Source organism: Saccharopolyspora sp. NPDC000995, from assembly GCF_053599315.1.
Map to the genome: position 1 here is coordinate 1 of NZ_JBSFLZ010000065.1, position 23,141 is coordinate 23,141.

Annotated in this window: 17 protein-coding genes and 1 pseudogene; 5 read left to right on the forward strand and 13 right to left on the reverse strand. The window is 68.0% G+C overall.

From position 1 onward, the window contains the following. Positions 1-521: 521 nt before the first annotated feature. From tyrS to ACWDKQ_RS20865, 12 genes and pseudogenes are all read right to left on the reverse strand, one after another. The gene (tyrS, locus tag ACWDKQ_RS20810) at positions 522-1,796 is read right to left on the reverse strand and encodes a tyrosine--tRNA ligase (RefSeq protein WP_450140397.1); all 1,275 of its coding nucleotides are present in this window, start codon (positions 1,794-1,796) and stop codon (positions 522-524) included. A gap of 33 nt (positions 1,797-1,829) precedes the next feature. Beyond that, the gene (locus tag ACWDKQ_RS20815) at positions 1,830-2,453 is read right to left on the reverse strand and encodes a DNA-3-methyladenine glycosylase (protein WP_450140398.1); all 624 of its coding nucleotides are present in this window, start codon (positions 2,451-2,453) and stop codon (positions 1,830-1,832) included. 34 nt (positions 2,454-2,487) lie between these two features. Beyond that, positions 2,488-3,909 carry an argininosuccinate lyase gene (gene argH, locus ACWDKQ_RS20820; RefSeq protein WP_450140399.1) on the reverse strand — a complete coding sequence of 474 codons (1,422 nt, stop codon included), beginning with the start codon at positions 3,907-3,909 and terminating at the stop codon, positions 2,488-2,490. Positions 3,910-4,066: 157 nt separating this feature from the next. Then, positions 4,067-4,480 (reverse strand): annotated as a pseudogene (locus ACWDKQ_RS20825) (argininosuccinate synthase); the annotation flags it as partial. A gap of 89 nt (positions 4,481-4,569) precedes the next feature. Continuing rightward, entirely contained in the window at positions 4,570-5,130 is a 561-nt protein-coding gene (locus ACWDKQ_RS20830; RefSeq protein ID WP_450140400.1) for an arginine repressor, read from the reverse strand. Beyond that, complete coding sequence (gene argF / locus ACWDKQ_RS20835; RefSeq protein ID WP_450140401.1) at positions 5,127-6,053, reverse strand: ornithine carbamoyltransferase; 927 nt, start codon at positions 6,051-6,053, stop codon at positions 5,127-5,129. The genes ACWDKQ_RS20830 and argF overlap by 4 nt, the downstream gene beginning before the upstream one ends. After that, entirely contained in the window at positions 6,053-7,243 is a 1,191-nt protein-coding gene (locus tag ACWDKQ_RS20840) for an acetylornithine transaminase (protein WP_450140402.1), read from the reverse strand. The genes argF and ACWDKQ_RS20840 overlap by 1 nt, the downstream gene beginning before the upstream one ends. Beyond that, complete coding sequence (argB, locus tag ACWDKQ_RS20845) at positions 7,243-8,160, reverse strand: acetylglutamate kinase (protein WP_450140403.1); 918 nt, start codon at positions 8,158-8,160, stop codon at positions 7,243-7,245. The genes ACWDKQ_RS20840 and argB overlap by 1 nt, the downstream gene beginning before the upstream one ends. After that, positions 8,157-9,317: a bifunctional glutamate N-acetyltransferase/amino-acid acetyltransferase ArgJ gene (gene argJ / locus ACWDKQ_RS20850; RefSeq protein WP_450140404.1), complete on the reverse strand. Its 1,161-nt coding sequence runs from the start codon at positions 9,315-9,317 to the stop codon at positions 8,157-8,159. The genes argB and argJ overlap by 4 nt, the downstream gene beginning before the upstream one ends. 67 nt (positions 9,318-9,384) lie before the next feature. Further along, positions 9,385-9,783, reverse strand: a complete 399-nt coding sequence (locus tag ACWDKQ_RS20855) for an ACT domain-containing protein (RefSeq protein WP_450140405.1) — start codon at positions 9,781-9,783, stop codon at positions 9,385-9,387. Continuing rightward, positions 9,780-10,808: an N-acetyl-gamma-glutamyl-phosphate reductase gene (gene argC, locus ACWDKQ_RS20860; RefSeq protein WP_450140406.1), complete on the reverse strand. Its 1,029-nt coding sequence runs from the start codon at positions 10,806-10,808 to the stop codon at positions 9,780-9,782. Before argC ends, ACWDKQ_RS20855 begins: the two co-directional genes overlap by 4 nt. 32 nt (positions 10,809-10,840) lie before the next feature. Beyond that, complete coding sequence (locus ACWDKQ_RS20865; RefSeq protein WP_450140407.1) at positions 10,841-11,062, reverse strand: hypothetical protein; 222 nt, start codon at positions 11,060-11,062, stop codon at positions 10,841-10,843. A 224-nt stretch (positions 11,063-11,286) separates the two neighbouring features. On the opposite strand from ACWDKQ_RS20865, the gene ACWDKQ_RS20870 reads away from it, so the two are divergent. From ACWDKQ_RS20870 to ACWDKQ_RS20880, 3 genes are all read left to right on the forward strand, one after another. Continuing rightward, positions 11,287-13,011: a DEAD/DEAH box helicase gene (locus ACWDKQ_RS20870; RefSeq protein ID WP_450140408.1), complete on the forward strand. Its 1,725-nt coding sequence runs from the start codon at positions 11,287-11,289 to the stop codon at positions 13,009-13,011. Continuing rightward, positions 13,008-14,921 carry a hypothetical protein gene (locus ACWDKQ_RS20875; RefSeq protein WP_450140409.1) on the forward strand — a complete coding sequence of 638 codons (1,914 nt, stop codon included), beginning with the start codon at positions 13,008-13,010 and terminating at the stop codon, positions 14,919-14,921. Before ACWDKQ_RS20870 ends, ACWDKQ_RS20875 begins: the two co-directional genes overlap by 4 nt. A gap of 312 nt (positions 14,922-15,233) precedes the next feature. Next, positions 15,234-15,812, forward strand: a complete 579-nt coding sequence (locus ACWDKQ_RS20880; protein WP_450140410.1) for a GNAT family N-acetyltransferase — start codon at positions 15,234-15,236, stop codon at positions 15,810-15,812. Here ACWDKQ_RS20880 and ACWDKQ_RS20885 read toward each other — a convergent pair. Continuing rightward, entirely contained in the window at positions 15,799-17,550 is a 1,752-nt protein-coding gene (locus ACWDKQ_RS20885) for an ATP-binding protein (RefSeq protein WP_450140411.1), read from the reverse strand. The two genes, ACWDKQ_RS20880 and ACWDKQ_RS20885, sit on opposite strands and share 14 nt — an antisense overlap. Positions 17,551-17,767: 217 nt before the next feature. Between ACWDKQ_RS20885 and ACWDKQ_RS20890 the strand changes: the two genes are divergently transcribed. Both ACWDKQ_RS20890 and ACWDKQ_RS20895 read left to right on the forward strand, forming a co-directional pair. Continuing rightward, entirely contained in the window at positions 17,768-22,288 is a 4,521-nt protein-coding gene (locus tag ACWDKQ_RS20890; RefSeq protein WP_450140412.1) for an AAA domain-containing protein, read from the forward strand. Beyond that, a complete protein-coding gene (locus ACWDKQ_RS20895) occupies positions 22,285-23,136 on the forward strand; it encodes a hypothetical protein (protein WP_450140413.1) in 852 nt (283 codons plus the stop codon). The genes ACWDKQ_RS20890 and ACWDKQ_RS20895 overlap by 4 nt, the downstream gene beginning before the upstream one ends. Positions 23,137-23,141: the final 5 nt, after the last annotated feature.

Genomic DNA, 23,141 nt, shown 5'->3' on the forward strand with positions numbered 1-23,141 from the left:
AAACCTGCATGGTCGGGGGCATAAAAGAACACTAACCAAAACAGTCCGCTGTTGAGTTCTCAAAGAACACACCCACACCATCACCCGACCCCACCAAAGGGACCCGCAGCTCCGGGGAGCATTTCCTCTTCGCTTTTGCTGTCGACCAGAGTAGCAGGCCCTTTTTCGGTCTCACCGGGGGGTCGCCCCACCGGATCACCGCCGAATTTCGGCTCGCTATTCTACTCGGCCACAGCCAAGCACTGTTGTATCAAAGATCTGGTTGGAAACCGAACCTCGCCCTGCGGACAAAAGCCTGCCTGACCAATCTCGATTTCCCATTGGGACGCCCACTCTACCACCAAGAGGCAGGAGCTTGGTTCGCGTCCCCATGTCAGTGCCTGGCCCGTTTTTCATCGGCCCGTTCCGCGCTGACCTGAAATAATTTACGCGTTGATCCGCACCAAGTCAAATCGGCTCAGGTCATCCCGGGAAGGTGCTGAACATGCAGTTCAGAGCCCCTTTCCGGCGTTGGTTTCAGGCTAGTACATGACCTTGACGCCCGCAGTGTGACGCTTGCCACGGCGAACTACCAGCCAGTGGCCGTGCAGCAGGTCGTCCTTGCTCGGCGACCACTCCTCGTCTGCGATTTTGTCGTTGTTGACGTACGCGCCGCCTTCCTTGATGGTGCGCCGCGCCGCGCCTTTCCCGGTCGCGAGGCCCGTTTCGACGAGCAGATCCACGATCGTCAGAGCGTCCGCGAGCCGGATCTCCGCGGTCGGCACCGCGGCCATCGCGGCGTCCAAGGTCGCCTCGTCGAGGTCGGCGATCTCGCCCTTGCCGAACAGTGCCTGGCTGGCCGTGACGACCTTGCGGGTCTGGTCCGCGCCGTGCACCAGCGTGGTCAGCTCCTCGGCGAGTCGGCGCTGGCCAGCCCGCAACTGGGGCCGCTGCGCCGTGGTCCGCTCCAGCTCGTCGATCTCCTCGCGGTCGAGGAAGGTGTACAGCCTCAGGTACTTCGCGACGTCGGCGTCGGCCGCGTTGACGAAGTACTGGTACCAGGCGTACGGCGTGGTCATCGTCGGGTCCAGCCAGAGGTTGCCGCCGCCGGTGGACTTGCCGAACTTGCGGCCTTCCGAGTCGGTGACCAGCGGCAGAGTCAGCGCGTGCGCCGCGACCGACTCCTGTTTCCGGACCAAGTCGACCCCAGCGATGATGTTGCCCCACTGGTCGGAGCCGCCGAGCTGCAGCCGGGTGCCGTACTTCCGGTACAGCTGCACATAGTCGTTGGCCTGCAGCAGCATGTAGCTGAACTCGGTGTAGGACATGCCGTCGGTTTCCAGCCGCCGCTTGACTGTTTCCCGCGCCAGCATCGTGTTCACCGAGAAGTACTTGCCGATGTCCCGCAGGAACGCCGTGACCGGCAGGTCGGCGGTCCAGTGCGCGTTGTTCTCTACGATCGCCCCGGTCGGCGAATCGTCGAAGTCGACGAACGCGGACAGCTGGGTGCGGATCTTGTCGGTCCACTCCAGCACGGTGTTCTCGTCGTGCAGGTTGCGCTCGCCGACATCGCGCGGGTCGCCGATCAGGCCGGTGGCGCCGCCGGCGAGGACCACCGGCCGGTGCCCGCCCTGCTGGAAGCGGCGCAGCGTCAGGATCGGGATCAGGTGTCCGGCGTGCAGGCTGGGGCCGGTCGGGTCGAAACCGGCATATAGCGTGAGCGGCCCGTCGTCGAGTTCCCGCCGCAGCGAGTCGAGGTCGGTGGATTGCGCGATCAGGCCACGCCAGGTCAGCTCGTCAAGGATGTGCTCGCTCACGAAGTTCAGTTTCGCGCATCCCCGCAACCGGGTTTACGTCCGGGCCTGGATGCGGCGACGCCCGCCACGTCGGTACGAGCTGACCGCCGAGGAGCCGTCCACCCAAGTCCGCCACGGCAGGTCCATCGCCGCGGCAACGCCGACCCGGGGCCCGCTGCGGATGTCGTCCTCGCCGACCGGAGTGCCGTTGTACAGCCGGATCGGCGACTCCGGGCTGGTGAGGTCGACGCCGTTGTGCTCGCGAGTGATGCCTAGCACACCGGCCAGCCGAGCGGGCCCGCTGGCGAGCTGGACATCCTTGCGGACCGCTGGCCGCCTGGAGCGGGCGAGCTCGGTGCCCGTGGTGACCTCCCCGGCGCGCAGCAGGACCGCGCCGGGGACACCGTCGGTGAGGCACACGACGTTGATGCAGAAGTGCATCCCGTACACGAAGTACACGTAAAGGTGACCGGCCGGGCCGAACATCACCGCGTTGCGCTCGGTGCGGCCGCGGTAGCAGTGCGACGCGGGGTCGTCCATGCCCCGGTAGGCCTCGACCTCGACCAGGCGCACGCCGACCTCGCCCTGCGGGCTCGTCGACCGCAGTTCGCAGCCGAGCAAGCGGCGGGCCACCCACAGCGGATCGAGGGCGAGTTCGTCGCGTGTCACCTGAGTCACAGGCTCGACCCTACCGGTCGTGCCCAAACCGTGATCACTTGGAGAGCCACTCGCGATGTTGCCGCACTCCGGCGACGACGCGTTCGCGCTGCTCGGCGACCCTGTTCGGGGCCGTGCCGCCGTGCGCGTCGCGGGAGGCGATCGAGCCCTCGACGGTCAGCACTTCGCGCACCTGCAGGGTGAGCGCCGGGTTGGCCGCGGCGAGCTCCTCAGCGGTCAGTTCCTCAAGTCCGACGCCGCGGGCCTCGGCGGTGCGCACGCACTCCCCCGACGCCTCGTGCGCGACGCGGAACGGGACTCCCTGGCGCACCAGCCACTCCGCGATGTCGGTGGCGAGGGTGAAGCCGGCGGGCGCGAGCTCGGCGAGCCGTTCGGTGTGGAAGGTCAGGGTGCCGAGCATGCCCGCCATCGCGGGCAGCAGCAGTTCGAGCTGCTCGACGGAGTCGAAGACCGGCTCCTTGTCCTCCTGCAGGTCCCGGTTGTAGGCCAGCGGCTGCGCCTTCAGCGTGGCCAGCAGCCCGCTGAGGTTGCCGATAAGCCGCCCGGACTTGCCGCGGGCCAGCTCGGCGACGTCCGGGTTCTTCTTCTGCGGCATGATCGAGCTGCCGGTGGCCCAGGCGTCGTCGAGGGTCACGTAGCCGAATTCGGCGGTGTTCCAGATGATCACCTCTTCGGCGATGCGCGAGAGGTTCACGCCGAGCATCGCGAGACAGAACGCGGCTTCGGCGGCGAAGTCGCGCGAAGCGGTGCCGTCGATGGAGTTGTCGACGGCACCGGCGAAGCCGAGCTCGGCGGCGACGGCCTGCGGGTCGAGCCCGAGCGAGGAGCCCGCCAGGGCGCCCGAGCCGTAGGGCGAGTAGGCGGTGCGGGCGTCCCAGTCGCGGAAGCGCTGGACGTCGCGCAGCAGCGCCTGACAGTGCGCGAGGAGGTGGTGCGACAGCAGCACCGGTTGCGCGTGCTGCAGGTGGGTGCGGCCGGGCAGCACCGCCTCGGGGTGTTCGGTGGCCTGGGCAACGAGGGCGTCGACGATGTCGAGGACGCACGCGACGACTCGGCGGTTGGCGTCGCGCAGCCACATCCGGAACAGGGTGGCGACCTGATCGTTCCTGGAGCGACCGGCGCGCAGCTTGCCACCGAGTTCCGGGCCGACGCGTTCCAGCAAGCCGCGTTCGAGGGCGGTGTGCACGTCTTCGTCGTCGATCACCGGCTGGAAGGCGCCCGCCTCGACGTCGGCGGCCAGGGTGTCCAGGCCCGCGAGCATCCGCTCGAGTTCGTCGGCGGTGAGCAGCCCGGCGCGGTGCAGCACGCGGGCGTGGGCGCGGGAGCCGGCGATGTCGTAGGGCGCCAGGCGCCAGTCGAAGTGGGTCGACAGGCTCAGCGCGGCCATCGCTTCGGCCGGGCCGGAGGCGAACCGGCCGCCCCAGAGCTTGGTGTGCTCGCTGCCTTGCTGCGTCACGGTGTTCCCTCAGTTGTGTCAGGTTGTTGCTGTCGGTGCGGTTCGTGCCGAGTTGCCGATTTCGCGAGGAATCGACGTTCACCCGGTACGCGGCCGAATTCTCGCGAAATAGCGCCCGCGCCGGGTGATCGGGTGGTGCGCGCCCATCCTGCCGGTGTCAGACGCACTGGGTGTGTTGGGTAGCGATCTTGCGGGGCAGACCCCACAGCTGGACCAAGCCCCCGGCCAGGCGCTGACCGAAGGAGTCGCCCGCGTCGTAGGCAGCCAGGTCGAAGCCGTGCAGCGATTCCTCGCTGCGGCGGCCGTTGACCACCGCGCGGCCGCCGCGCAGGACCATCCTGATCTCGCCGCTGACGTGCTGCTGCGGGTCGGCGATGGAGGCGTCCAGGACGTCCTTGAGCGGGGAGAACCACAGACCGTCGTGGAGCAACTCGCCCCAGCGCTGCGCGACTGCCCTCTTGTACCGGGCCAGTTCGCGCTCCAGGGGCACGTCCTCCAATCCCTGGTGCGCGGTGATCAACGAGATCGCGCCCGGTACCTCGTAGATCTCGCAGCCGTTGATACCGACGAGCAGCAACGACCTCGGCGCCAGTCTCCTCGGCGATCCAGCCGGTGGCCGCGGATGTGTCCAGGCCACCTGAGTAGGCCGGCACTACCCGCTCACTCATCGTTTTGCTGCCCAGAAGAAACCTGCCCCCTGCCGTCCACCGTGGACCGTGCTTCGGCGTCCACTTCGGACTGCCGTTCCCCGGCGGCCATCTCGGTGAACCGCTCGGCGAGCTGGTGCGCGGTGAGGGGCTCGCGGGCGACGATCATCACGGTGTCGTCGCCCGCGATGGAACCGACCACCTCCGGCAGCGCGGCCCGGTCTATGGCGCTGGCCAGGAACTGCGCCGCGCCCGGCGGGGTGCGCAGCACGGTCAGGTTGCCCGCGCCGTCGGCCCCGACGAGCAGTTCGCCGAGCAGTCGGCACAACCGCGAGGTGCCGCCCTGCACACCGCGGACCGGGCTGCCGTCCTCGGGGATGACGTAGACCGCCGCCCCGCCGTCGGCGCCCCGCAGCTTGACCGCGCCGAGCTCGTCGAGGTCCCGGGACAGCGTCGCCTGGGTGACCTCGATGCCGTCGCCGGCGAGCAGCTTGGCCAGTTCGGTCTGGCTGCGGATGCCCATCGACGCGACCAGTTCGACGATGCGGGCCTGCCGCGCGACCCGGGTCGTCATGGTCGTCGCACCAGCCACGCCAGCAGCGCCTTCTGCGCGTGCAGGCGGTTCTCTGCCTCGTCGAACACCGCGCTGGCCGGGCCGTCGACCACCTCGTCGGTGATTTCCATGCCGCGGTGCGCGGGCAGGCAGTGCAGCACGCTGGTGTCGGCCTTGCCGGTGGCGGCCAGCAGCTCGGAGTTGACCTGGAACGGCCGGAACGGGCTGACCCGGTCCTTGCCGTCGTTCTCCTGCCCCATCGACGTCCAGGAGTCGGTTACCAGCACGTCCGAGCCCTCGACCGCGCCGTTGGGGGTGTTGAACAGCTCGACCGAACCGCCGGTCTCGGCGGCTCGCTTCTTGGCCGCGTCCAGCACCCAGTCCAGCGGCCGGAAGCCCTCCGGCGCGCCGATGCGGACGTGCATGCCGGCGGTGGCACCGCCGACCATCAGCGAGTGCGCCATGTTGTTGGCGCCGTCACCGAGGTAGGTCAGGGTCAGCCCGGCTAGCTCGCCGTGCCGTTCCCGGATGGTCTGCAGGTCGGCGAGCACCTGGCAGGGGTGGAACTCGTCGGTGAGCGCGTTGATCACCGGCACCCGGGACACCGCGGCCATGGCGTCGATGCGGGCCTGCGCGAAGGTCCGCCACACCACGGCGTCGACGTAGCGGGACAGCACACGGGAGGTGTCCTCGATGGTCTCCTCGCGGCCGAGCTGCATCATCCGCCCGTCCACGACGACCGGCTGGCCGCCGAGTTGGGCGATGCCGACCTCGAAGGAGAGGCGGGTGCGGGTGGAGTTCTTCTCGAAGATCACCGCGATCGACTTGGGCCCGGCCAGCGCGTCGGAGCCGAGCGGGTCGGCCTTGAGCTGGCCGGCGAGGTCGAGGACCTCGGCCTGTTCGTCGGGTGTGAGGTCGTCGTCGCGGAGGAAGTGCCGGGGCATCAGTGGTTCTCCTTGGCAGCGTCGAGCCAGGCGGGCAGGTCGGCGAGCAGCCGCTGCACCTGCTCGGGGCGCACGATCAGTGGTGGGGCCAGCCGGATCGCGTCGGGCTGGATGGGGTTGATCAGGTAGCCGGTGTCCTGCGCGGCGGCGGCGATCTTGGCTGACACCGGCTCGGTGAGGCCGATGCCGATGAGCAGGCCCGCGCCGCGCACCTCACCGATCAGCGGGTGGTCGAGCTCCTGCAGGCCGGTGACCAGGTCCTTGCCGACCTGCTCGACGTGTTCGAGCAGTCCGTCGGCGGCGATGGTGTCCAGCACCGCCAGCGCCGCGGCGCAGACCACCGGGTTGCCGCCGAAGGTGGTGCCGTGCTGGCCGGGGTGCAGCAGGTCGCCAGCGGCGCCGAGGCCGATGCAGGCGCCGATCGGCAGGCCGCCGCCGAGGCCCTTGGCCAGGGTGATCACGTCGGGCAAGACGCCCGCGCGCTGGAAGGCGAACCACGAGCCGGTGCGGCCGATGCCGGTCTGCACCTCGTCGAACACCAGCAGCGCGCCGTTGCGGGTGGCGATCTCCCGGGCTGCCTGCAGGTAGCCCTCGGGCGGCACGACCACGCCGTTCTCACCCTGGATGGGCTCCAGGAAGACCGCCGCGGTGTTGTCGTCCACTTCGGACTCGAGTGCGGCCGTGTCGCCGTAGGGCAAGTGAACGACGCCGGGCGGCATCGGCTCGAAGGGCCGCTGCTTGGCGGGCTGGCCGGTGAGCGCCAGGGCGCCCATGGTGCGGCCGTGGAAGCCGCCGTGGGCGGCGACGAGCTTGGCCCGGCCGGTCAGCCGCGCGATCTTGAACGCGGTCTCGTTGGCTTCGGCACCGGAGTTGCAGAACAGCACCCGACCCTGGCCGGTCGCGCCGGCGAGGTCCAGCAGCCGTTCGGCGAGCTTGAGGCCCAGCTCGTGCACGTAGAGGTTGGATACGTGGCCTAGCTTGCCGATCTGCGCGGTGACGGCCTGCACCACGGCTGGGTGCGCGTGGCCGAGCGCGTTGACCGCGATGCCGCTGAGGAAGTCCAGGTAGGTCTTGCCGTCTGCGTCGGTCACCTCGGCGCCCGAGCCGCTGACGAGGGTCAGCTTCGGGGTGCCGTAGTTGTCCATCATGGACGCTTGCCAGCGCTGCGCTCCCGCGGCGTTGGTGGTCATCAGTTCATGCCCTCCTCTGCCTGCGTCGGCAGCACCATCGTGCCGACTCCGGCGCTGGTGAATACCTCCAACAGGACCGAGTGCGCGAGGCGGCCGTCGATGACGTGCGCCCGCGGCACCCCGCCGCGCACCGCGCGCAAGCATGCCTCCATCTTCGGGACCATGCCGCTGGACAGGCTGGGCAGCAGTTCCGCCAGCTGGTCGGCGTCCAGGAGCGACACCAGCGAGCAGCGGTCCGGCCAGTCCGTGTAGAGGCCTTCGATGTCGGTGAGCACCACGAGCTTCTCGGCACCGAGCGCGACTGCCAGCGCCCCGGCGGCGGTGTCGGCGTTGACGTTGTGCACCACGCCGTCGGCGTCGGGGGCGACGGTGGAGACGACCGGGATACGCCCGGCCTTGATCAGGTCGACCACGGCGCCGGCGTTGACCGACACCACGTCGCCGACGAGCCCGACGTCCACGGCTTCGCCGTCGACCGTCGCGGTGCGGCGCTCGGCGGTGAACAGCCGGGCGTCCTCGCCGGACATGCCGACCGCGAACGGCCCGTGCTGGTTGATCAGCCCGACGAGCTCCCGCCCGACCTGGCCGACCAGCACCATGCGCACGACGTCCATGGTCTCCGGGGAGGTCACCCGCAGGCCGCCGCGGAACTCGCCTGCCATGCCGAGCCGGTCGAGCATCGCGGTGATCTGCGGGCCGCCGCCGTGCACCACCACCGGGTGCAGCCCGGCGAGCCGCAGGAACACCATGTCGTGTGCGAAGGCGCGCTTGAGCTCGTCGTCGATCATCGCGTTGCCGCCGTACTTGACCACGACGGTCGCGCCGTGGAAGCGCTGCAGCCACGGGAGGGCCTCGACGAGGACGCTGGCCTTCTCGGCCGCGGTGGCCAGCCGGTCGCTGGTTTCTTGCTGGGTCATGACGAGTAGGCGCTGTTCTCTTCGACGTAATCGTGGGACAGGTCGGTGGTCAGGACGGTCGCCGCGTGTTCGCCGAGGTGCAGGTCCACGACGATCTCGATGGCGCGGCCGGAGAGGTCCGCCTCGCTGCGGTCGTGGGCTTTGGTGCCGTCGGCGTAGAGCGTGACGCCGTTGGTGGCGATCTCCAGCTTGGCCACGTCGATCTCGGCGTCGACCCGGCCGAGCGCCATCGCGATCCGGCCCCAATTCGGGTCGGAGCCGAACATCGCGGTCTTGACCAGGTTGTCCTCGGCGATGGTGCGGCCGATGGCGACCGCGTCGGACTCGCTGGCGGCGCCGCGCACGGTGATGTCGATCGTCTTGGTGGCACCCTCGGCGTCGTCCTGCAGCTGGCGGACCAGGTCCAAGCAGACCGCGGTGAGCAGCTCGGTGAAGTCCTGTTTGGACGGTTTCACGCCGGAAGCACCGGAGGCCAGCACCAGCACTGTGTCGTTGGTGGAGGTGCCGCCGTCGACGTCCAGCCGGTCGAAGGTGACCCGGGTGGCCGCGCGCAGCGCCTCGTCGAGGTCGTCGCCGCCGATCATCGCGTCGGTGGTGATGACGCTGAGCATGGTGGCCAGGTTCGGCGCGAGCATCCCGGCGCCCTTGGCGAAACCGCCGATCGACCAGCCCGCGTCGTGCTTGCCGAGAGCCTGCTTGGGCTTGCTGTCGGTGGTGAGCACGGCGGTGGCCGCGTCGAGACCGGCTTGGTCGTCGTTGGCCAGCGCCTTGGCCGCGGTGTCCACACCGGACAGCAGTGCGTCCATCGGCAGCCGCTCACCGATCAGACCGGTGGAGCAGACGGCGACCTCGATGGCACCGACGCCGAGCACATCGGCGACCTTCTCGGCGGTGGCGTGGGTGTCCTGGAAGCCCTCCGGGCCGGTGCAGGCGTTGGCGCAGCCGGAGTTGAGCACCACCGAGCGGAGATTGCGCTCTTTGAGTACCTGCTGCGACCACAGCACCGGCGCCGCCTTGACCTTGTTGGTGGTGAACACCCCGGCCGCGGCCTGCTGCGGGCCGTCGTTGACGACCAGCGCGACATCGCGCACGCCCGCGGCCTTGATCCCGGCGGCGACCCCGGCCGCCCGGAAACCGGCAGGTCCGGTCACGCTCATTGGCTCTCCTCTGCTTTGCGGGACACCCGCACCCGGGGCATCTTGCGGAACGGGCGGCTTGGCACTCTCATGACGTCGCCTCCACGGCGTGTCCGGCGGCGGTGAGGACGTCGGCGGCCCGCTCCGCGGCCTCGGCCAGCACCAGGATCCAGTCGGTGTCGAAAGTGGACAGCGTGAAGACGCTGATCCCGGCTCCGGCCAGCGGCACCAGCAGTGCCGCCAGGATTCCGGTCAACGAAAACTCCAGCGGCCCGGCGACCTCCAGCGCCCGGAACGGGCCCTCGACCCGCACGTCGGGACCGGCCTCGGCGGCTAGCGAATACGGGAAGACGATGGTGCGGCCCGCCTCGGTGGTCAGGCTGCCGTGGATCGGCGCGGTGCCGCCTGTCAGGGCCAGGTTGGCGTGCGCCGGAACCATGCCGACCGCCAACTGCTCGGCGTGCAGCCGGAGCTTGAGCCCGGTCACGGCGCCACCCCGACGGTCGGCAACCCGGTGGTCTCCGGCAGGCCGACCGCGAGGTTCATGCACTGCACGGCACCACCGGCGGTGCCCTTGGTCAGGTTGTCCTCTGCCCCGACGATGATCAGCCGCCCGGCGTCCCGGTCCACCGCCAGCTGCAGGTGGACGGTGTTCGCGCCCAGCGTGGCCGAGGTCTGCGGCCAGTGGCCCTCAGGCAGCACGTGCACGAACGGCTCGTCACCGTAGGCGTCGAGGTAGACCTTGCGCGCGGCGTCCGCGTCAGCGCCGGCGCGCAGCGGAGCGGAGCAGGTCGCGAGGATGCCGCGCGACATCGGAGCGAGGACCGGGGTGAACGACACCTTCACCGGCTCCCCCGCCGCGGCGCTGAGGTTCTGGATCAGCTCCGGCGTGTGCCGGTGCGCGCCACCCACGCCGTAGACGCTGGCGGAGCCCATCACCTCGGCGGAGAGCAGGTGCGGCTTGAGCGCGCGGCCGGCACCGGAGGTGCCGGTGACCGCGACGACGACAGCGTCCGGCTCGACGAGCCCGGCGACGAGCGCGGGGACGAGCGCCAGCGAGGACACCGTCGGGAAGCAGCCTGGGACGGCGACGCGGCGGGAGCCGCGGAGCCGGTCGCGGGCGCCGGGGAGCTCGGGGACGCCGTAGGGCCAGGTGCCGGGGTGCTTGCCGCCGTACCAGCGGGCCCAGTCGGTGGGATCGTTGAGCCTGTGGTCGGCGCCGCAGTCGATGACGGTGGTGTCCTCGCCGAGCTCGGCGGCGATGGCCGCGGAGTGGCCGTGCGGGAGCGCGAGGAAGACAACGTCGTGCCCGGCGAGCTCGGCTGTCGTGGTCTCGGTGAGCACGCGGTCCGCCAGCGGCAGCAGGTTCGGGTGGTGCTGCCCGAGCTTGCTTCCGGCGTTCCCGCCTGCGGTCAACGCGCCGATCTCCACCTGCGGGTGCGACAGCAGGAGGCGGAGCAGTTCCCCGCCCGCGTACCCGCTTGCACCGGCAACAGCCACTCGAACCGTCATGCGGATAATTATGCACTCCGATGCAACGTTAATCAAACGGGCGTTCGGCCGCGCGCGGCGAACTCCCCTTCCCACGTCGGATCTTCCAAAGCACGGCAATATTCCGGATGCTCTCCCTTGATCAGGATGCCGCGCTCACCGGGGTCGGCGGGGTTGAGCCTGCCGAATTCCGCGCCGCGGAAGGTGGTGTCACGGTCGGGCACGGCGAATAACCGCCGGTCCAGGGTGTCCTTGACTTCCGACTTGGACAACACCGGTGAAAGATCACTCAGGTAATCCGCCGCATCGAATTCGGTCCCGGGCGGCTGCGCAAACAGCGATCCGGACAGATGGACGCGGTGTTCACCGGGCTTCCGTCAGCCTTTCGCGGCTTTGCGCTTGCGTCCCTTACTCACCGCACTCAGCTGGATAGCCTCCCGCAACACCGTCGCAGCACCGCTGGGCAGGTCGACCGGGCGTCCCCGCTATGGTGGGCCTGATGTTGGTGACGCAGCGCGATGATCCCGTGGGCGCCGGGCCGCAAGCCTTGCCCGAGACCTTGCTCAACCTACTCGGTCAGCTGTCCCCGGCCGCGCCCATCGACCGCGCCCGCTCGGCACTGGTAGACCAGGCGGTCTCGGTGTTGCGGCGGCCCGGGTTCGACACGCTGTTGTCATTGCAGCAGTTGGCATTCGAGCCGTTCGACTACCAGCGGGATACCGCCTCCACCGTATTGCGGCGCATGAGAGGCCGGGCGATCCTCGCCGACGAGGTCGGGCTGGGCAAGACCATCGAAGCCGGGCTGATCGCCTCCGAGTTGCGGCTCCGGGGCTTAGCCGACCGGACATTGGTGATCACCCCAGCTGGCCTGGTCGAGCAGTGGCGGGACGAACTGGAACGCAAGTTCGGCCTGCCCACCGCGATCGTATCCGGCAAGGATCGGGCAATCGATGAACGCGGAAACCGGCCGGTGCTGCTGGCCTCGCTGGCCGCGGCCCGCCGGGACCCGCTGAAGGCCGAACTCACCAGCGCCGGATGGGACCTGGTGATCGCCGACGAGGCACACCGGCTGCGGTCCGCGCGCAGCGCATCGGGAAAACTGATCCGGGCGCTGAGTGCGCGGTTCCTCCTGCTGTTGACGGCCACCCCGGTGGAAAACCGTTTGCAGGATCTGTACGAGATGATCTCCCTTGTCGCACCCGGATTGCTCGGCACTCCGGCGCAGTTCCGCGCCCGGCACGTCGCCGCCGGTGGCGACGTGAACAGCCCTCGCAATCTGGCTGAGCTGCGGAGCAGGACCCGCCAGGTGATGGTGCGCCATCGGCGTAGCGAAGTCGCGCTACGGCTACCGCAACGCCTGGCCGAAACCACGCTGGTCACCCCGGACGCCGACGAGCAGGCTCTGTATGCGGAGCTGACCGAGCGGATCAGAGTCGAGGCCAAGGAAGCGCCCGCCGCACGGCGACTGGCGCTGCGCGCGGTCGCCAGGCTGGCCGGTTCCACACCGGCGGCGGCCGCGCCGACGATGGCCAAACTCGGCTGGACCGATCTGGCAGCCACGGCAAAGTCGATCAGCCATCCGGCCAAACTTCGCCTGCTGACGGCGAAGCTGGGCGAGTACGCGGCGCGCGGGAAGAAGGTGTTGGTGTTCACCGCTTTCCGGCAGACCCTGGACACGGTCGCCGAAGCGGCACGGGCGGCAGGGATCAGTGCCGTCGTCTACCACGGGAGCCTGCCCCGGGCGGAGAAAGAGCGGGTGATCGGAGCCTTCCGCGACACCGAACAGGTGTTGTTGTCCACGGAGTCCGCCGGCGAAGGCCGCAACCTCCAATTCTGTCACGTCATGATCAACCTCGACTTGCCGTGGAACCCCATGCAGATCGAACAGCGCCTCGGCCGCCTACACCGGGTCGGCCAGACCCACGACGTGCTGCTGACCAACCTGGCCTGCCGGGGAACCATTGAGGAACGGGTCTTGCACGTTCTGGAGACCAAAATCAACATGTTCGAGCTCGTCGTCGGGGAACTCGACATGATCCTTGGCCGGATCGACGAAGATTTCGACTTCGAAAAGGCAGTGTTCGAGGCGTTCGCCTCGACCGAGAACGAATCCGCATTCGCCCGCCGCATGGACGAAATCGGCGAAGAACTCGCGGCGGCACGCACGTCCTACCTGGCGGATCGGCGCAATGTCGATGCCCTGGCCGGGGAGGACAACGAATGACCGGGCGACGCAACCCCGCCTTCGCTTTCTGGCTGGACTACCTGGACTCCCGGGGCGGGCTGTGGGAACCCTCGGGCGAGGCGGTGCTGACGGTTCTGCCCGACCAGCTGGCCGCCGCGCACGACCTGCCGGAGTCCACGCTGATCACCGATGATCCGGACATCGCCCGGGAAGATGGCGTGCAGTTCCTCGGCGCCGGACATCCCGAGATCGACTCGGCCGCCGGAGCCGTCATCGACGCCGCCGACGTCGGGACGCTCACCCTGCCCCACGGCTCGAAACCGATGTCCACCGAAGACCTGCTTGCGTTGATCCGCGACCGCATGCCCGTCGACCATGGCCGGATCGACGCGACCGGCGCACCGATCCGGACCCATCGTGCGACGCTGCGGCTGGGCGCGCTGGTCAGCCACACCGTTTCGGCCGAGGAGCAGTTCACCGAAGTCTCCGAATGCATGCTCGACGTCGCGTCGCTGATCGCCTGGCCCGAGCACGCCGCGGCCCGAGTGCGAGACGCAATGGCCGCCACCGACACCGGACCAGCACGCCACGTCCCGGGAAACGCCCTGATCCCAGCGCTAGCCGCCACGCATTCGGTACTCGACGAGGCGGCCGTGTCGCGAGGCCGAGTACTGGCCCAGACTGCGGACGCCGAGCGCGCCGCCGAGACCACCCGGGCCAACGAGTACTATGCCGCGGCGCTCGCCGCCATCGACAAACGCCGCACCGATGCCGATCCAGACCGCGCGGCCCTGCTGGACGCCCGCGCCCAGGCCACGATCGCCGAGCGTGATCGGCGGCTGGCCGAGATCGGCGAGAAATACCGCCACCAGCACAAGCTGCGGCCTTACCGGCTGCACATCATCGACTTGCCCGCCTGGCGTCTGACCACCGATATCCGACGTGGCGACCGCCGCTGGCCCGTCGTCTTCGACTACCTGCCTTTGCTGGGTGAGCTCGCTCCCACTCGCTGCCCGAACTGCGACGTCCGCGCGCCGCTGGTGGCGGCCAAGACCCACCTCGGGTGCAGTGCCTGTTCCCCTGCCAAAACGACGCCGCCCCCGCCTGCACCTGCACCTGCACCTGCACCTGCGTCCCGGACCGCCCAGCCAAAGCGGGAAAGTCCCGGCAAGACACCTAAAACGGTGCCTGCGAAGGAGAAGGCGGCCGCACCCGCGCGAGCCGACCGCAAGCAGCCCGTCGCCCGGCTGGCTCTGCCGGGCAAGGCCGAGGAACGGAAAGCCGCGGCATTCTGGAACCACATCGGCGCCGGTGAGAACCAGAAACTCGCCCGGCTCATCGCTGCGGACTCTCCGCTGGCCGCTCTCATCCTCCTCTACGGCAGCGCCGGCGCCCTGCGTGGAATCGGCGTCCCCACCGGCCACACGCCGATAAAATTCACCTGCCAGAACTACGACAGTCCGGTCGCCGGACAACGCGGCGGCACCGCGGGCGTGCTTCACACCGACCACGGAACTTTCCCGTACATGCTGCTGTGGTCACCCGATCGGCTCCTGGAAGAAATCTTCCCCTACTCGGCCCCCTGGCATCTCGGGATGGCCGCGCGGATACGAGTCAATCCAATCACCCACGCTCCGCCCACGCACCACAAACTCGACACCGTGGCCGACCTCCTCCTCGACCGCACGACCGCGCGCCACGGCCTGACCTTCACCGCCCGCTGCCTCGCGGCCTGGTGGCGCCTCCCGAGCCCCGAAGACCTCCTCACGCGGTTCTCACCCCGGGTCATCGCGGCAACCGTCGACCGGGCGGTCCGCTACTGGTCCGGCGCCGGAAACGCCACCTATCCCGACGCAGCCGTTGCCTTCAACGCGGACGAGTCCGCCGTCCGCAAGGCCACTGCCGTACTCCAAAAACAACTCCGACTCGACAGCACCCGAAACTGGTGAAGTCGTAGCCCGTACCGAGGCGCACGCGGACTCTCATGGTCCTCGTGGTTGTCCGCTGCCGCGTGCCCGCAGTCGCGGCATGTGCAGGCCGTGTTGGCCGCGGTTGTGCTGCGCCACCGGGACTCCGGAATCCTGACTTGCGCATGTTCGCCTGCGAACTCTCAGCGATCGGGCCGGCACTTTCCGCCGAACCCGGGATTTCGGGTGCACGATCCGAAACCCCGGCCTTAACGAGGCGGTCACGCGCCCGGCGTTTGGGCACCCCGCTTCAAGATCGATTGGGCCCGACCGGCATCATCTTTGCCGATGACGATGACCCCACCCCGCCCCGGCAAGGTGGCCCACCGCGATTCGACGTCGAGTCCGGTCGGTCGGCGGGTGCGGTTGCGGCAGGTCGAGCCTGCGGACCGGCGCACCCTGATGCGGTTCGACCGGGAGTCCTCGCGCGAGCACTTCCTGAAGTTCGACGGATTCCGGCATTGGGCGGCGCATCGGGCGAACCACCCGGAATCCGGCGACGACCTCCAGCTCGCCATCGAGACGCTGCACGACCGAACCCTGGTCGGCTCGATGTTCACCAGCCAGGCCGAACCCGGGTCCGGCCGGTTCAGCTACGGCATCGGGATCGGCCCGCAGCACCGCCGACGCGGCTACGCCGACGACGCGATCAGCACCCTGCTCGCGCACATGTTCGGGCGGGGCCGCTACCGCAAGTGCGAGGTCGGGATCTACGACGGCAACCTCGCTTCCCTTGCGCTGCACGGCAAACTCGGCTTCCGCGAAGAAGGCCGCCTACGCGACCCGGAGTTCCTTTGCGGCGGGGCCCAGTACCTCGTCCTGATGAGCATCACCGCAACCGAGTTCGGGGCCGGCAACCTCACTCGCCGATGACCGGCGGCGCCGACCCATGCGTGCCGCCGCCGAAGAAGTCCTCCGTGCCCTGGTACAGGTGCAACGCCCCTCGGTGCTCCTGACCTCCGAAGGTGCGCGAGCCACTACTGGAGAGGGCGACTCCGCCGTCCAGCGGTTGCCCGTAGCCGGACTGCTCCAACCGCCTCCGGAGATACCTCTGCAACCCGGTGAGCTCCAATGCACCGCTGTCCGCGACGAAGCGATGCAGGTCCCGCACGCATGCGACGACGACTGCTGCGGCGGAATCCCGCGCGGCTTCGACGAACATGTCGAACCAGGACTGCGCGGTCGAGGCATCGACGTCGCACGCCGCCGCGCAGTGCTCCAGGGCGGCCGGCAACCAGCGGTGCGCCGCCCAGCACAGCCGGTGGTAGCACTCCTCGACCAGCAGCGCCCGCCATTCCCTGTCGTACCAGGCGGATTCACCCGGCAACGCGAGTTCCTCGCGGCACCGCTGGAAGTGCTCGGCGAGCGTTTGGTGGCGCTGCCGGAAGCGCCGTGGCGCGCGGCCGCGTTCGTAGCGCACCATCGTCTCCCGGACCACCTGGTGATACTGGAGACTACCCTGGTGCTCGTGGACGAACGGCCGGTCGCGCAGCCACCGAAACAGATCGCCGGTGCCGTCCCCGGAGCCCAACGCAGCCAGGACGTCTTCGTCGAGCACCCGAGGAAGCGCCGCCAGCACGGCGTCGTCGCGACGCTGCTGCTCGGGGACCCAGTTCAGGAATCGCGCGACCGCCATCCCCGTCGGGTCGTGCGCATCGTGCCCTGACTCAGCCAGGGTCGCGACCAGCAGCGGAAGCCCACCCGACAGTTTGAGCACGACGTCCACGAACTCCGGATCGCGGACGCCCCTGCGGTCCAGCAGTGTTCTGGCTTCCTCGGAAGTGAACGGGTCGAGCCGCCAGGTCACGCTGATCGACGAGTACTCGCCCCAGTTGTTGGGATCCAGCGGGTGCTGTCCGGCGATGCCGAGGTTCAGGGCGAGGGGAAGTTCGCCGTAGTGCCCTTGCAGCATGCGCAGCAGCCACGGCTCGACGACCTCGGAGGTGCGCTCGTAGTTGTCGAACAGCAACACCAGCTGCCGGTGCTGGGCAATCTTGCGCAGGTCGTCGACCAGGAACGGGGTGAGCTCCTCGACGGGCGACAGCAGCAACCGGACATCGGCCTGGCTGCCGAACTTCCGCGCGAAGTAGGCCCGGCACTGCTCCATCCACGCCTGGAGCTTCTCCGGCGGGACGGCGTCGGCGACCGGCCCGAGTCCCGGCGCGGCCATACGCACCACACCGAGGCCGAACCGGATCGCCGTCGCCATAACCAGTTCGCGAGCCTCCGACGGCGCCTGCGGATCGGACAGCACGTCGTCGTGCCTGCGCTCGTATTCGGCGAGGCGCTGGGCGAAGCCGCGGGTCTCGCCGCCCTGGCCGGCCAGTTGGCGGGAGATCGCGCCCATGGCCGCCACCAGGTTGGACTCGTTGTCGTCGGTGACGGCAACCAGCGCGCCGTGCTGCAGCGAGATCTCCCGGAGCTGGCGTAGCAGGAACGTCTTGCCGATACCTGCCTGCCCGTGCAGGCCGAACACGAACTTGCGTTGCACCGGCGGCAATTGCAGGTTCGCGCGGAAGATGCCGCACTGCAGGCCGCGGCCCACGAACTCGCCGCCCTGCCGCTGCCGCAGGATCTCCTGCAGGCTCCGTGCGCCCCCAGCTCCGACCACTCGAGCATCCTGCCAGGAAGTCGATCGAACGGATGGCGGTTCGGGAAAAGATCCACTCCGGCCGCGCGCGTCAACCGGATTCGACCCGGCCCTGCCGCTCAAGGTGTTACTCCAAACAGGCTAAGTCAGCATAAAACGTTCTCAGCTTTCGCATTCAGCCTTGAACATCCACTTCGAGGTCTGCATTCTGTCCTGTTGCCTACGAAGAGGAGACTTCATGGCCTCGGCTGGAGGACGCGAGTCCGAAGCCCTGCGCAAGACCGCAAACCTGGTCAACTACCTCGCGGATTTGACCAGTTCAGCGAGCCGGAACCCGCTGCGCGACATTTCCGGAAAACACCCGAATGCCCCCACTAACACCATCTGGTTCGACGACCTCCCGGCCGGCGTCAAATCAGACCCCGCGGCCGAAGAAGTGCTGCTGCAAGTGCGTCCGGTGCCCAATGTTGCGGCACCTCAGGTACCCGACAAGCTTCGGGAGTTCATCGATCTCCACCAGGCGAGCGTGGCTTCTGGCCCTGAGCCGAAGCTGCGCAACGAGGATGGCTCGGACTTCCTTGAAAGTGATGTCGAGGACGGACCCGAGATTCTTCGAAGCTTCCAGATCTGGCTTGCGCGCTGGCGAGCCTGGGCCGAAGAGGAACGTCGCCGGACAGGCCAGCGGGAACTGTACGAGACGCTCGAAAAAGCAGCCCGGACACTTGAGCAGAAGGACGACGAGTTCGAGTTCGTGCTGGCGGTCGGGCTCTTCAGCCTGCGCACCCCGAATGGCGAAACCCTGTTCCGGCATGTCCTGGTCGAACAGGCAGTTCCCGCGTTGGACAAGTCCGGCAAGGTGACCGTCACCCGAATCCCGGGAAAGCGGCGCTTCGAAGACCGTGAACTGTTCGACGGCATCCCCGAGTACCGGCCAGACCGGGCCAGAGGGCTCAAGAACGAGCTCAAGGCCTCGATCACGCCGATTCCCGCCGAACAAACGTTGCGCTCGATTCGGGAGTGGGCCGGATCCGCCCTCAGCAGAGGCATCGCCGAAGTCGCCGCCCGGCCCGGCCGGGGTTCGGCACTGCCGGAAGTCCTCACCTTCAGCCCGTCGCCGGCGCTGCTGCTGCAGCGACGGACGTCCGTTCTGATCTCCGAGGCATACCAGCGCATCGCCGAGAAACTCCGGGATCCCGACACGCCGGTACCGGTAGCGCTGGCACAGCTGGTCATCAACACCGAGCGTCACGAACGCGACCAGTGGCTGTCTTCCCAAGGCGCTGAGCGAGGCGACCTGCTCGGCGCGGATCCACTCTTTCCGCTGCCGGCCAACGGAGAGCAGTCGCGCGTGCTCGAACTGCTGCGCACCGAAACGGGCGTGGTCGTCCAAGGCCCGCCTGGGACCGGGAAAACACATACCATCGCCAACCTCGTGTCGGCGTTGCTCGCCCAAGGCCAGCGTGTGCTGGTCACCAGCCAGAAAGACCAAGCACTGCGGGTGCTGCGGAAGAAGATCCCCGACGAAGTCAGCAAGCTCTGCGTACTGCTCGCCGGCGGAAGCAAGGACGCGGCAGTCGAGCTGGAACGCGGCCTGGATGCGCTTTCGCAGGCCGTCGCCGCTACCGACCGCAACAAGCTCTCTCAAGAAGCCGTCACGCTGCGGGCGGAACGGGATCGGCTCCGCCGCAACAGCGCCGAACTGAACGCCAGAATCGCGAAGCTCCGCGAGACCGAACAGGCCCAGTTCCCGCCAGTCGTGCCCGGCTACGACCCCAACCGTTACCGGGGAACACTGGCCGACATCGTGCGAGAGGTCCTCGACGACGGCCAAATCCACGCCTGGATGCCGCCCGTCCCTGGAAGCGCCCAGGACATACCTCCTCTTGCTCCGGCTGATCTGACCGAACTGCGCAATCTGCTGGCGAATCGCACAGCGGGACGAGCCAACCGGGTCAATCAGGAGATACCCGGTGCCGAAGAACTTCCGTCGCCGAGCGAGTTGAACTCGCACGTGCAGGAGGAGCGGCAAGCCATGGAGGCCGCCGAACAAGCGGCCAGCGGCCCAGGACGTGAACTCGCTCGGCTGCCTGAGAAGGAGCTGAACCTGCTCCACCAGCTGGGCCCGCAGCTTCGCCAGGTTCTCCAGAAATGCCGCTTCGCGACAGCGAACGCCTCATTCGAGCAGGAATGGGTTGCCAAGGCCGTCCGCGACAGACTTGGCCGTCGAAACTTCGGCCTGTGGTCGCATCTCCTGGAGGTGCGCGAAGAGGCCAGGAACCTGCAAGAGCGCCTCGCCGAGCAAGGCACCGGCTTCGTGGTCAACAGACCGGCGATCACGCAGGAAAATCTCGGTGTGGCACGCGGCTGGCTCCGGGCCGGATATGCGCTGCTTAGGCATTTCGAGAGCGGGGGCAAACTGCGCCACCTGATCCCGCCGAAGAAGGTGCAGAAGAACGCCCAGGAACTGCTCGACAAGGTTCGGGTGGACGGTGCGCGTCCGGCGACACAGGAACAACTCAAGGCCGCTCTCGATCACATCGAGGCCGAAGTCGCGACCGTTCAGCTCGCCGCCAAGTGGGCAGATGTCGGAGTAACGGTCACCAGCGGGCAGGTCACCGTCATGCTGTCGGAGTTGGCCGACAACTCCGAACTGCTCGACGCTGCGATGCGTTTGGGAGATCTCTTCGACCTAGTAACCAAGACTCTTGCGGACCACAAGATCGAGCAAGAAATCCCAGACCTCCCAACGCTTTTAGACGTGCTGCACGCGGTGCCAGCAGCGAAGCGGCAACAGCTGCTGGAACAAGCACGCAACCGTGTGCACGACCTCTACCGCAGAGTCGATGCCTGGGCCAAACGTGCCGACGCTTGCCCGGAACTCGCCGCTCTGCTCGCCGCGATCGGCGAGCGGGATGTGCAAGGTTATGCCCAGCACCTGGCTGACCTGCAGACGGCACGGACTGAACGGGACGATGAACTCCGATGCCAAAAACTGACCAGGACGCTCAAGACTGCGCACTCCGAGCTAGCTGATCTATGGGTCCGCACCGCGGGCGATCCGGTGTGGCAGGGACGCGACGTCCGCGCGGCGTGGGCCTGGTCGCGTGCTGAGCAGTTCATGCAGCAGCGACGCGACGCTTCTGCGGAACGCCAGCTGGCTGAAGAGTTCACCCGCATCGAAGACCGGATCGAACACGTCACCGAACGGCTGGTCACGGTCGAAGCCGTTCGCGGCTGCCTTGATGGGATGTCGGACGACCATGTGCGAGCGCTCAACACCTACCGCTCGCACGTGTCGAACATCGGGGCTGGCACGGGAACGAAGACCAGGGCGTTCCGGCGCTCCGCTCGCGCCGCCATGCAGAAGGCCCAGGACGCCGTTCCGGCCTGGGTCGTCCCGCTCCCGAACCTGCTGGAGAACATCGCGGCGGAGCGCAACAGGTTCGACGTGTTGATCGTCGACGAGGCGAGCCAGGTGGGGATAGAGCACCTGTACCTGCTGTGGATGGCACCGCGCATCATCGTGGTAGGTGACGACAAGCAGTGCACCCCGGGCGCGAGTGCGCTGGGGCGGCTGGACACCGTCTTCTCCAAGCTCGACGAACACCTCGCCGACCTGGATGAGGACATCCGCCGCCTCTTCACCCCGAAGTCCCATTTGTACGAAGTGCTCTCCGCGCGTTCCGGCAAAGACGCGCTCATCCGCCTCCGGGAGCATTTCCGCTGTGTCCCCGAGATCATCAAGTGGTCCTCGGATCAGTTCTACGACGACGGATCCGGTGCGTCTGGTCTGATTCCGCTGCGCGAACGCAGCGGCGACAGTCTCCCCCCGCTCAAGGTAACGAAAGTGGACAATGCGGTCACCACGGGGCGGGAAACAAGGCTCCGAAACGAAACCGAGGCGCAGAAAATCGTCGAGACGTTGCGTTCTTGCATCGACGATCCAGCGTATGCCGGCAAATCGTTCGGCGTCGTGGTGCTGCGCACCGCCAACGCGCACATCCAACTCCTGGAAAACCTGATCAACGAGAAATTCACCCCGGAAGAACGACAAGAACGCCAGATCCGCGTTGGGACGGCGCCGAACTTCCAGGGTGATGAGCGCGACGTCGTGATGCTGTCGCTCGTGGTCGCCACGCCCCCGCACCAAATCAGCGCCGAGTCGTTCCGGCAGGCGTTCAACGTGGCCGCGAGCCGAGCACGAGACCAGATGTGGTTGTTCACCTCCTTGGACCTGGATCAGTTCAAGCCGATGGACCTGCGTGCCTCGTTGCTGTCGTACATGCAGGACCCGCCGTCGGTGTTCGGTTCCTCCCCCGCGATCGACGAAGTCAGCCCGGACAAGCACCACAGGCTGTTCGACTCATTGTTCGAGCAGCGGGTGTTCCTGGAGATCAAGAAGCGGGGCTACCACGTGGTCCCGCAGTACCCCGTTGGGTCCCGGCGACTGGATCTCGTCGTCGTCGGTGACCGCGGCCGGCTCGCGGTGGAGTGCGATGGACATTTGTGGCACGCGAACCCGCAACAGCAGGACAACGACGCTCGCCGAGATCGGGAGCTCGCCCGAATGCGATGGACGACGATCCGTATCCGGGAAAGCGAATTCACCGCGAATCCAGACCGGGAGCTGGCACCGATCTGGGCGGAGCTGAAGGCCAAGGGAATCGAACCCGGGCACCGCGAGAATGGCCCCGACACCGGTTGGCGGCCCGTCGAACTCGACACCGAAAACGACGATCATCAGGAGGAGGGTTGGTGACCGGGCAAAACCCGCCGAACCTGCAGCTGGACGACAACGTGCTGGTCGGACTGGCCGCATTGATCTGCGGCGACGACAGCACGCCCTACTACCGGCGCGGCTTCGAGATCGAAAAGTTCTTCCGAGCCGCTGGCCTGTCCGATGCCGGTGAGCTCGACGGCTACCGAAAGCCCTGGGTGCTGGAGCGCCTGCAGGAACACCGCAACGACCCCGACTGGATCCGCGCGGTCGTTCTCCGGCTGTCGGACCCCAGGGAGTACCTCGGCGAGAAAGAGATCTGGGAAGTCGTCGTAGCGGAACTCAACGAGCTGCTGGAGATCGAGGGTTACCGCGTCTCATTCGCCGGAACCAAACCGCAAATCGTCGAGCACCAGGCAACGCTCTCCCGCCCAGCCAGCGATACCCCGGTCGCCTTGACCACGAGCATCGCCAAGCTCGTGAGCGCCGGCGATTTCGGCAGACAGTTGCAGGCCCGGCTCGACGAAGCGCACGTCTGCTGGCAATCGGGTGCCCCCACAGCCGCGATCATCATGCTCGGCAGCGTCTTGGAAGGCGTGCTCTACGACGTTGCGCTGAGCATGCACAGCGGGACCGGCAAGGCACCCACCGACCACCTGCAATCCTTGATCAACCTCGCGCAGGAGAAGGGCTGGATCGCCAAGGACGTCACGGATTACGCTCACGTTCTCCGCGACCACCGCAACCTGGTTCACCCGAAGAAGCAGTGGACCCAGTCCTACGCGCCCAAGGACGACACCGTTCGGATCGCATGGAATGTGGTGGTGGCAGCGCTCAACGACCTCGCCGCCGTGATCGAGCCCGACGCCGATGGCGGCACAGCCGCGTAATCATC

What these genes read in the sequence shown, in the direction of transcription:
- argF (WP_450140401.1), bottom strand. Translation starts at nt 6,053, where the DNA reads ATGCCCCGGCACTTCCTCCGCGACGACGACCTCACACCCGACGAACAG.
- argC (WP_450140406.1), bottom strand. Translation starts at nt 10,808, where the DNA reads ATGACGGTTCGAGTGGCTGTTGCCGGTGCAAGCGGGTACGCGGGCGGG.
- argJ (WP_450140404.1), bottom strand. Translation starts at nt 9,317, where the DNA reads ATGAGCGTGACCGGACCTGCCGGTTTCCGGGCGGCCGGGGTCGCCGCC.
- ACWDKQ_RS20875 (WP_450140409.1), top strand. Translation starts at nt 13,008, where the DNA reads ATGACCGGGCGACGCAACCCCGCCTTCGCTTTCTGGCTGGACTACCTG.
- argB (WP_450140403.1), bottom strand. Translation starts at nt 8,160, where the DNA reads ATGACCCAGCAAGAAACCAGCGACCGGCTGGCCACCGCGGCCGAGAAG.
- ACWDKQ_RS20830 (WP_450140400.1), bottom strand. Translation starts at nt 5,130, where the DNA reads ATGACGACCCGGGTCGCGCGGCAGGCCCGCATCGTCGAACTGGTCGCG.
- ACWDKQ_RS20840 (WP_450140402.1), bottom strand. Translation starts at nt 7,243, where the DNA reads ATGACCACCAACGCCGCGGGAGCGCAGCGCTGGCAAGCGTCCATGATG.
- ACWDKQ_RS20890 (WP_450140412.1), top strand. Translation starts at nt 17,768, where the DNA reads ATGGCCTCGGCTGGAGGACGCGAGTCCGAAGCCCTGCGCAAGACCGCA.
- ACWDKQ_RS20880 (WP_450140410.1), top strand. Translation starts at nt 15,234, where the DNA reads ATGACCCCACCCCGCCCCGGCAAGGTGGCCCACCGCGATTCGACGTCG.
- ACWDKQ_RS20870 (WP_450140408.1), top strand. Translation starts at nt 11,287, where the DNA reads ATGTTGGTGACGCAGCGCGATGATCCCGTGGGCGCCGGGCCGCAAGCC.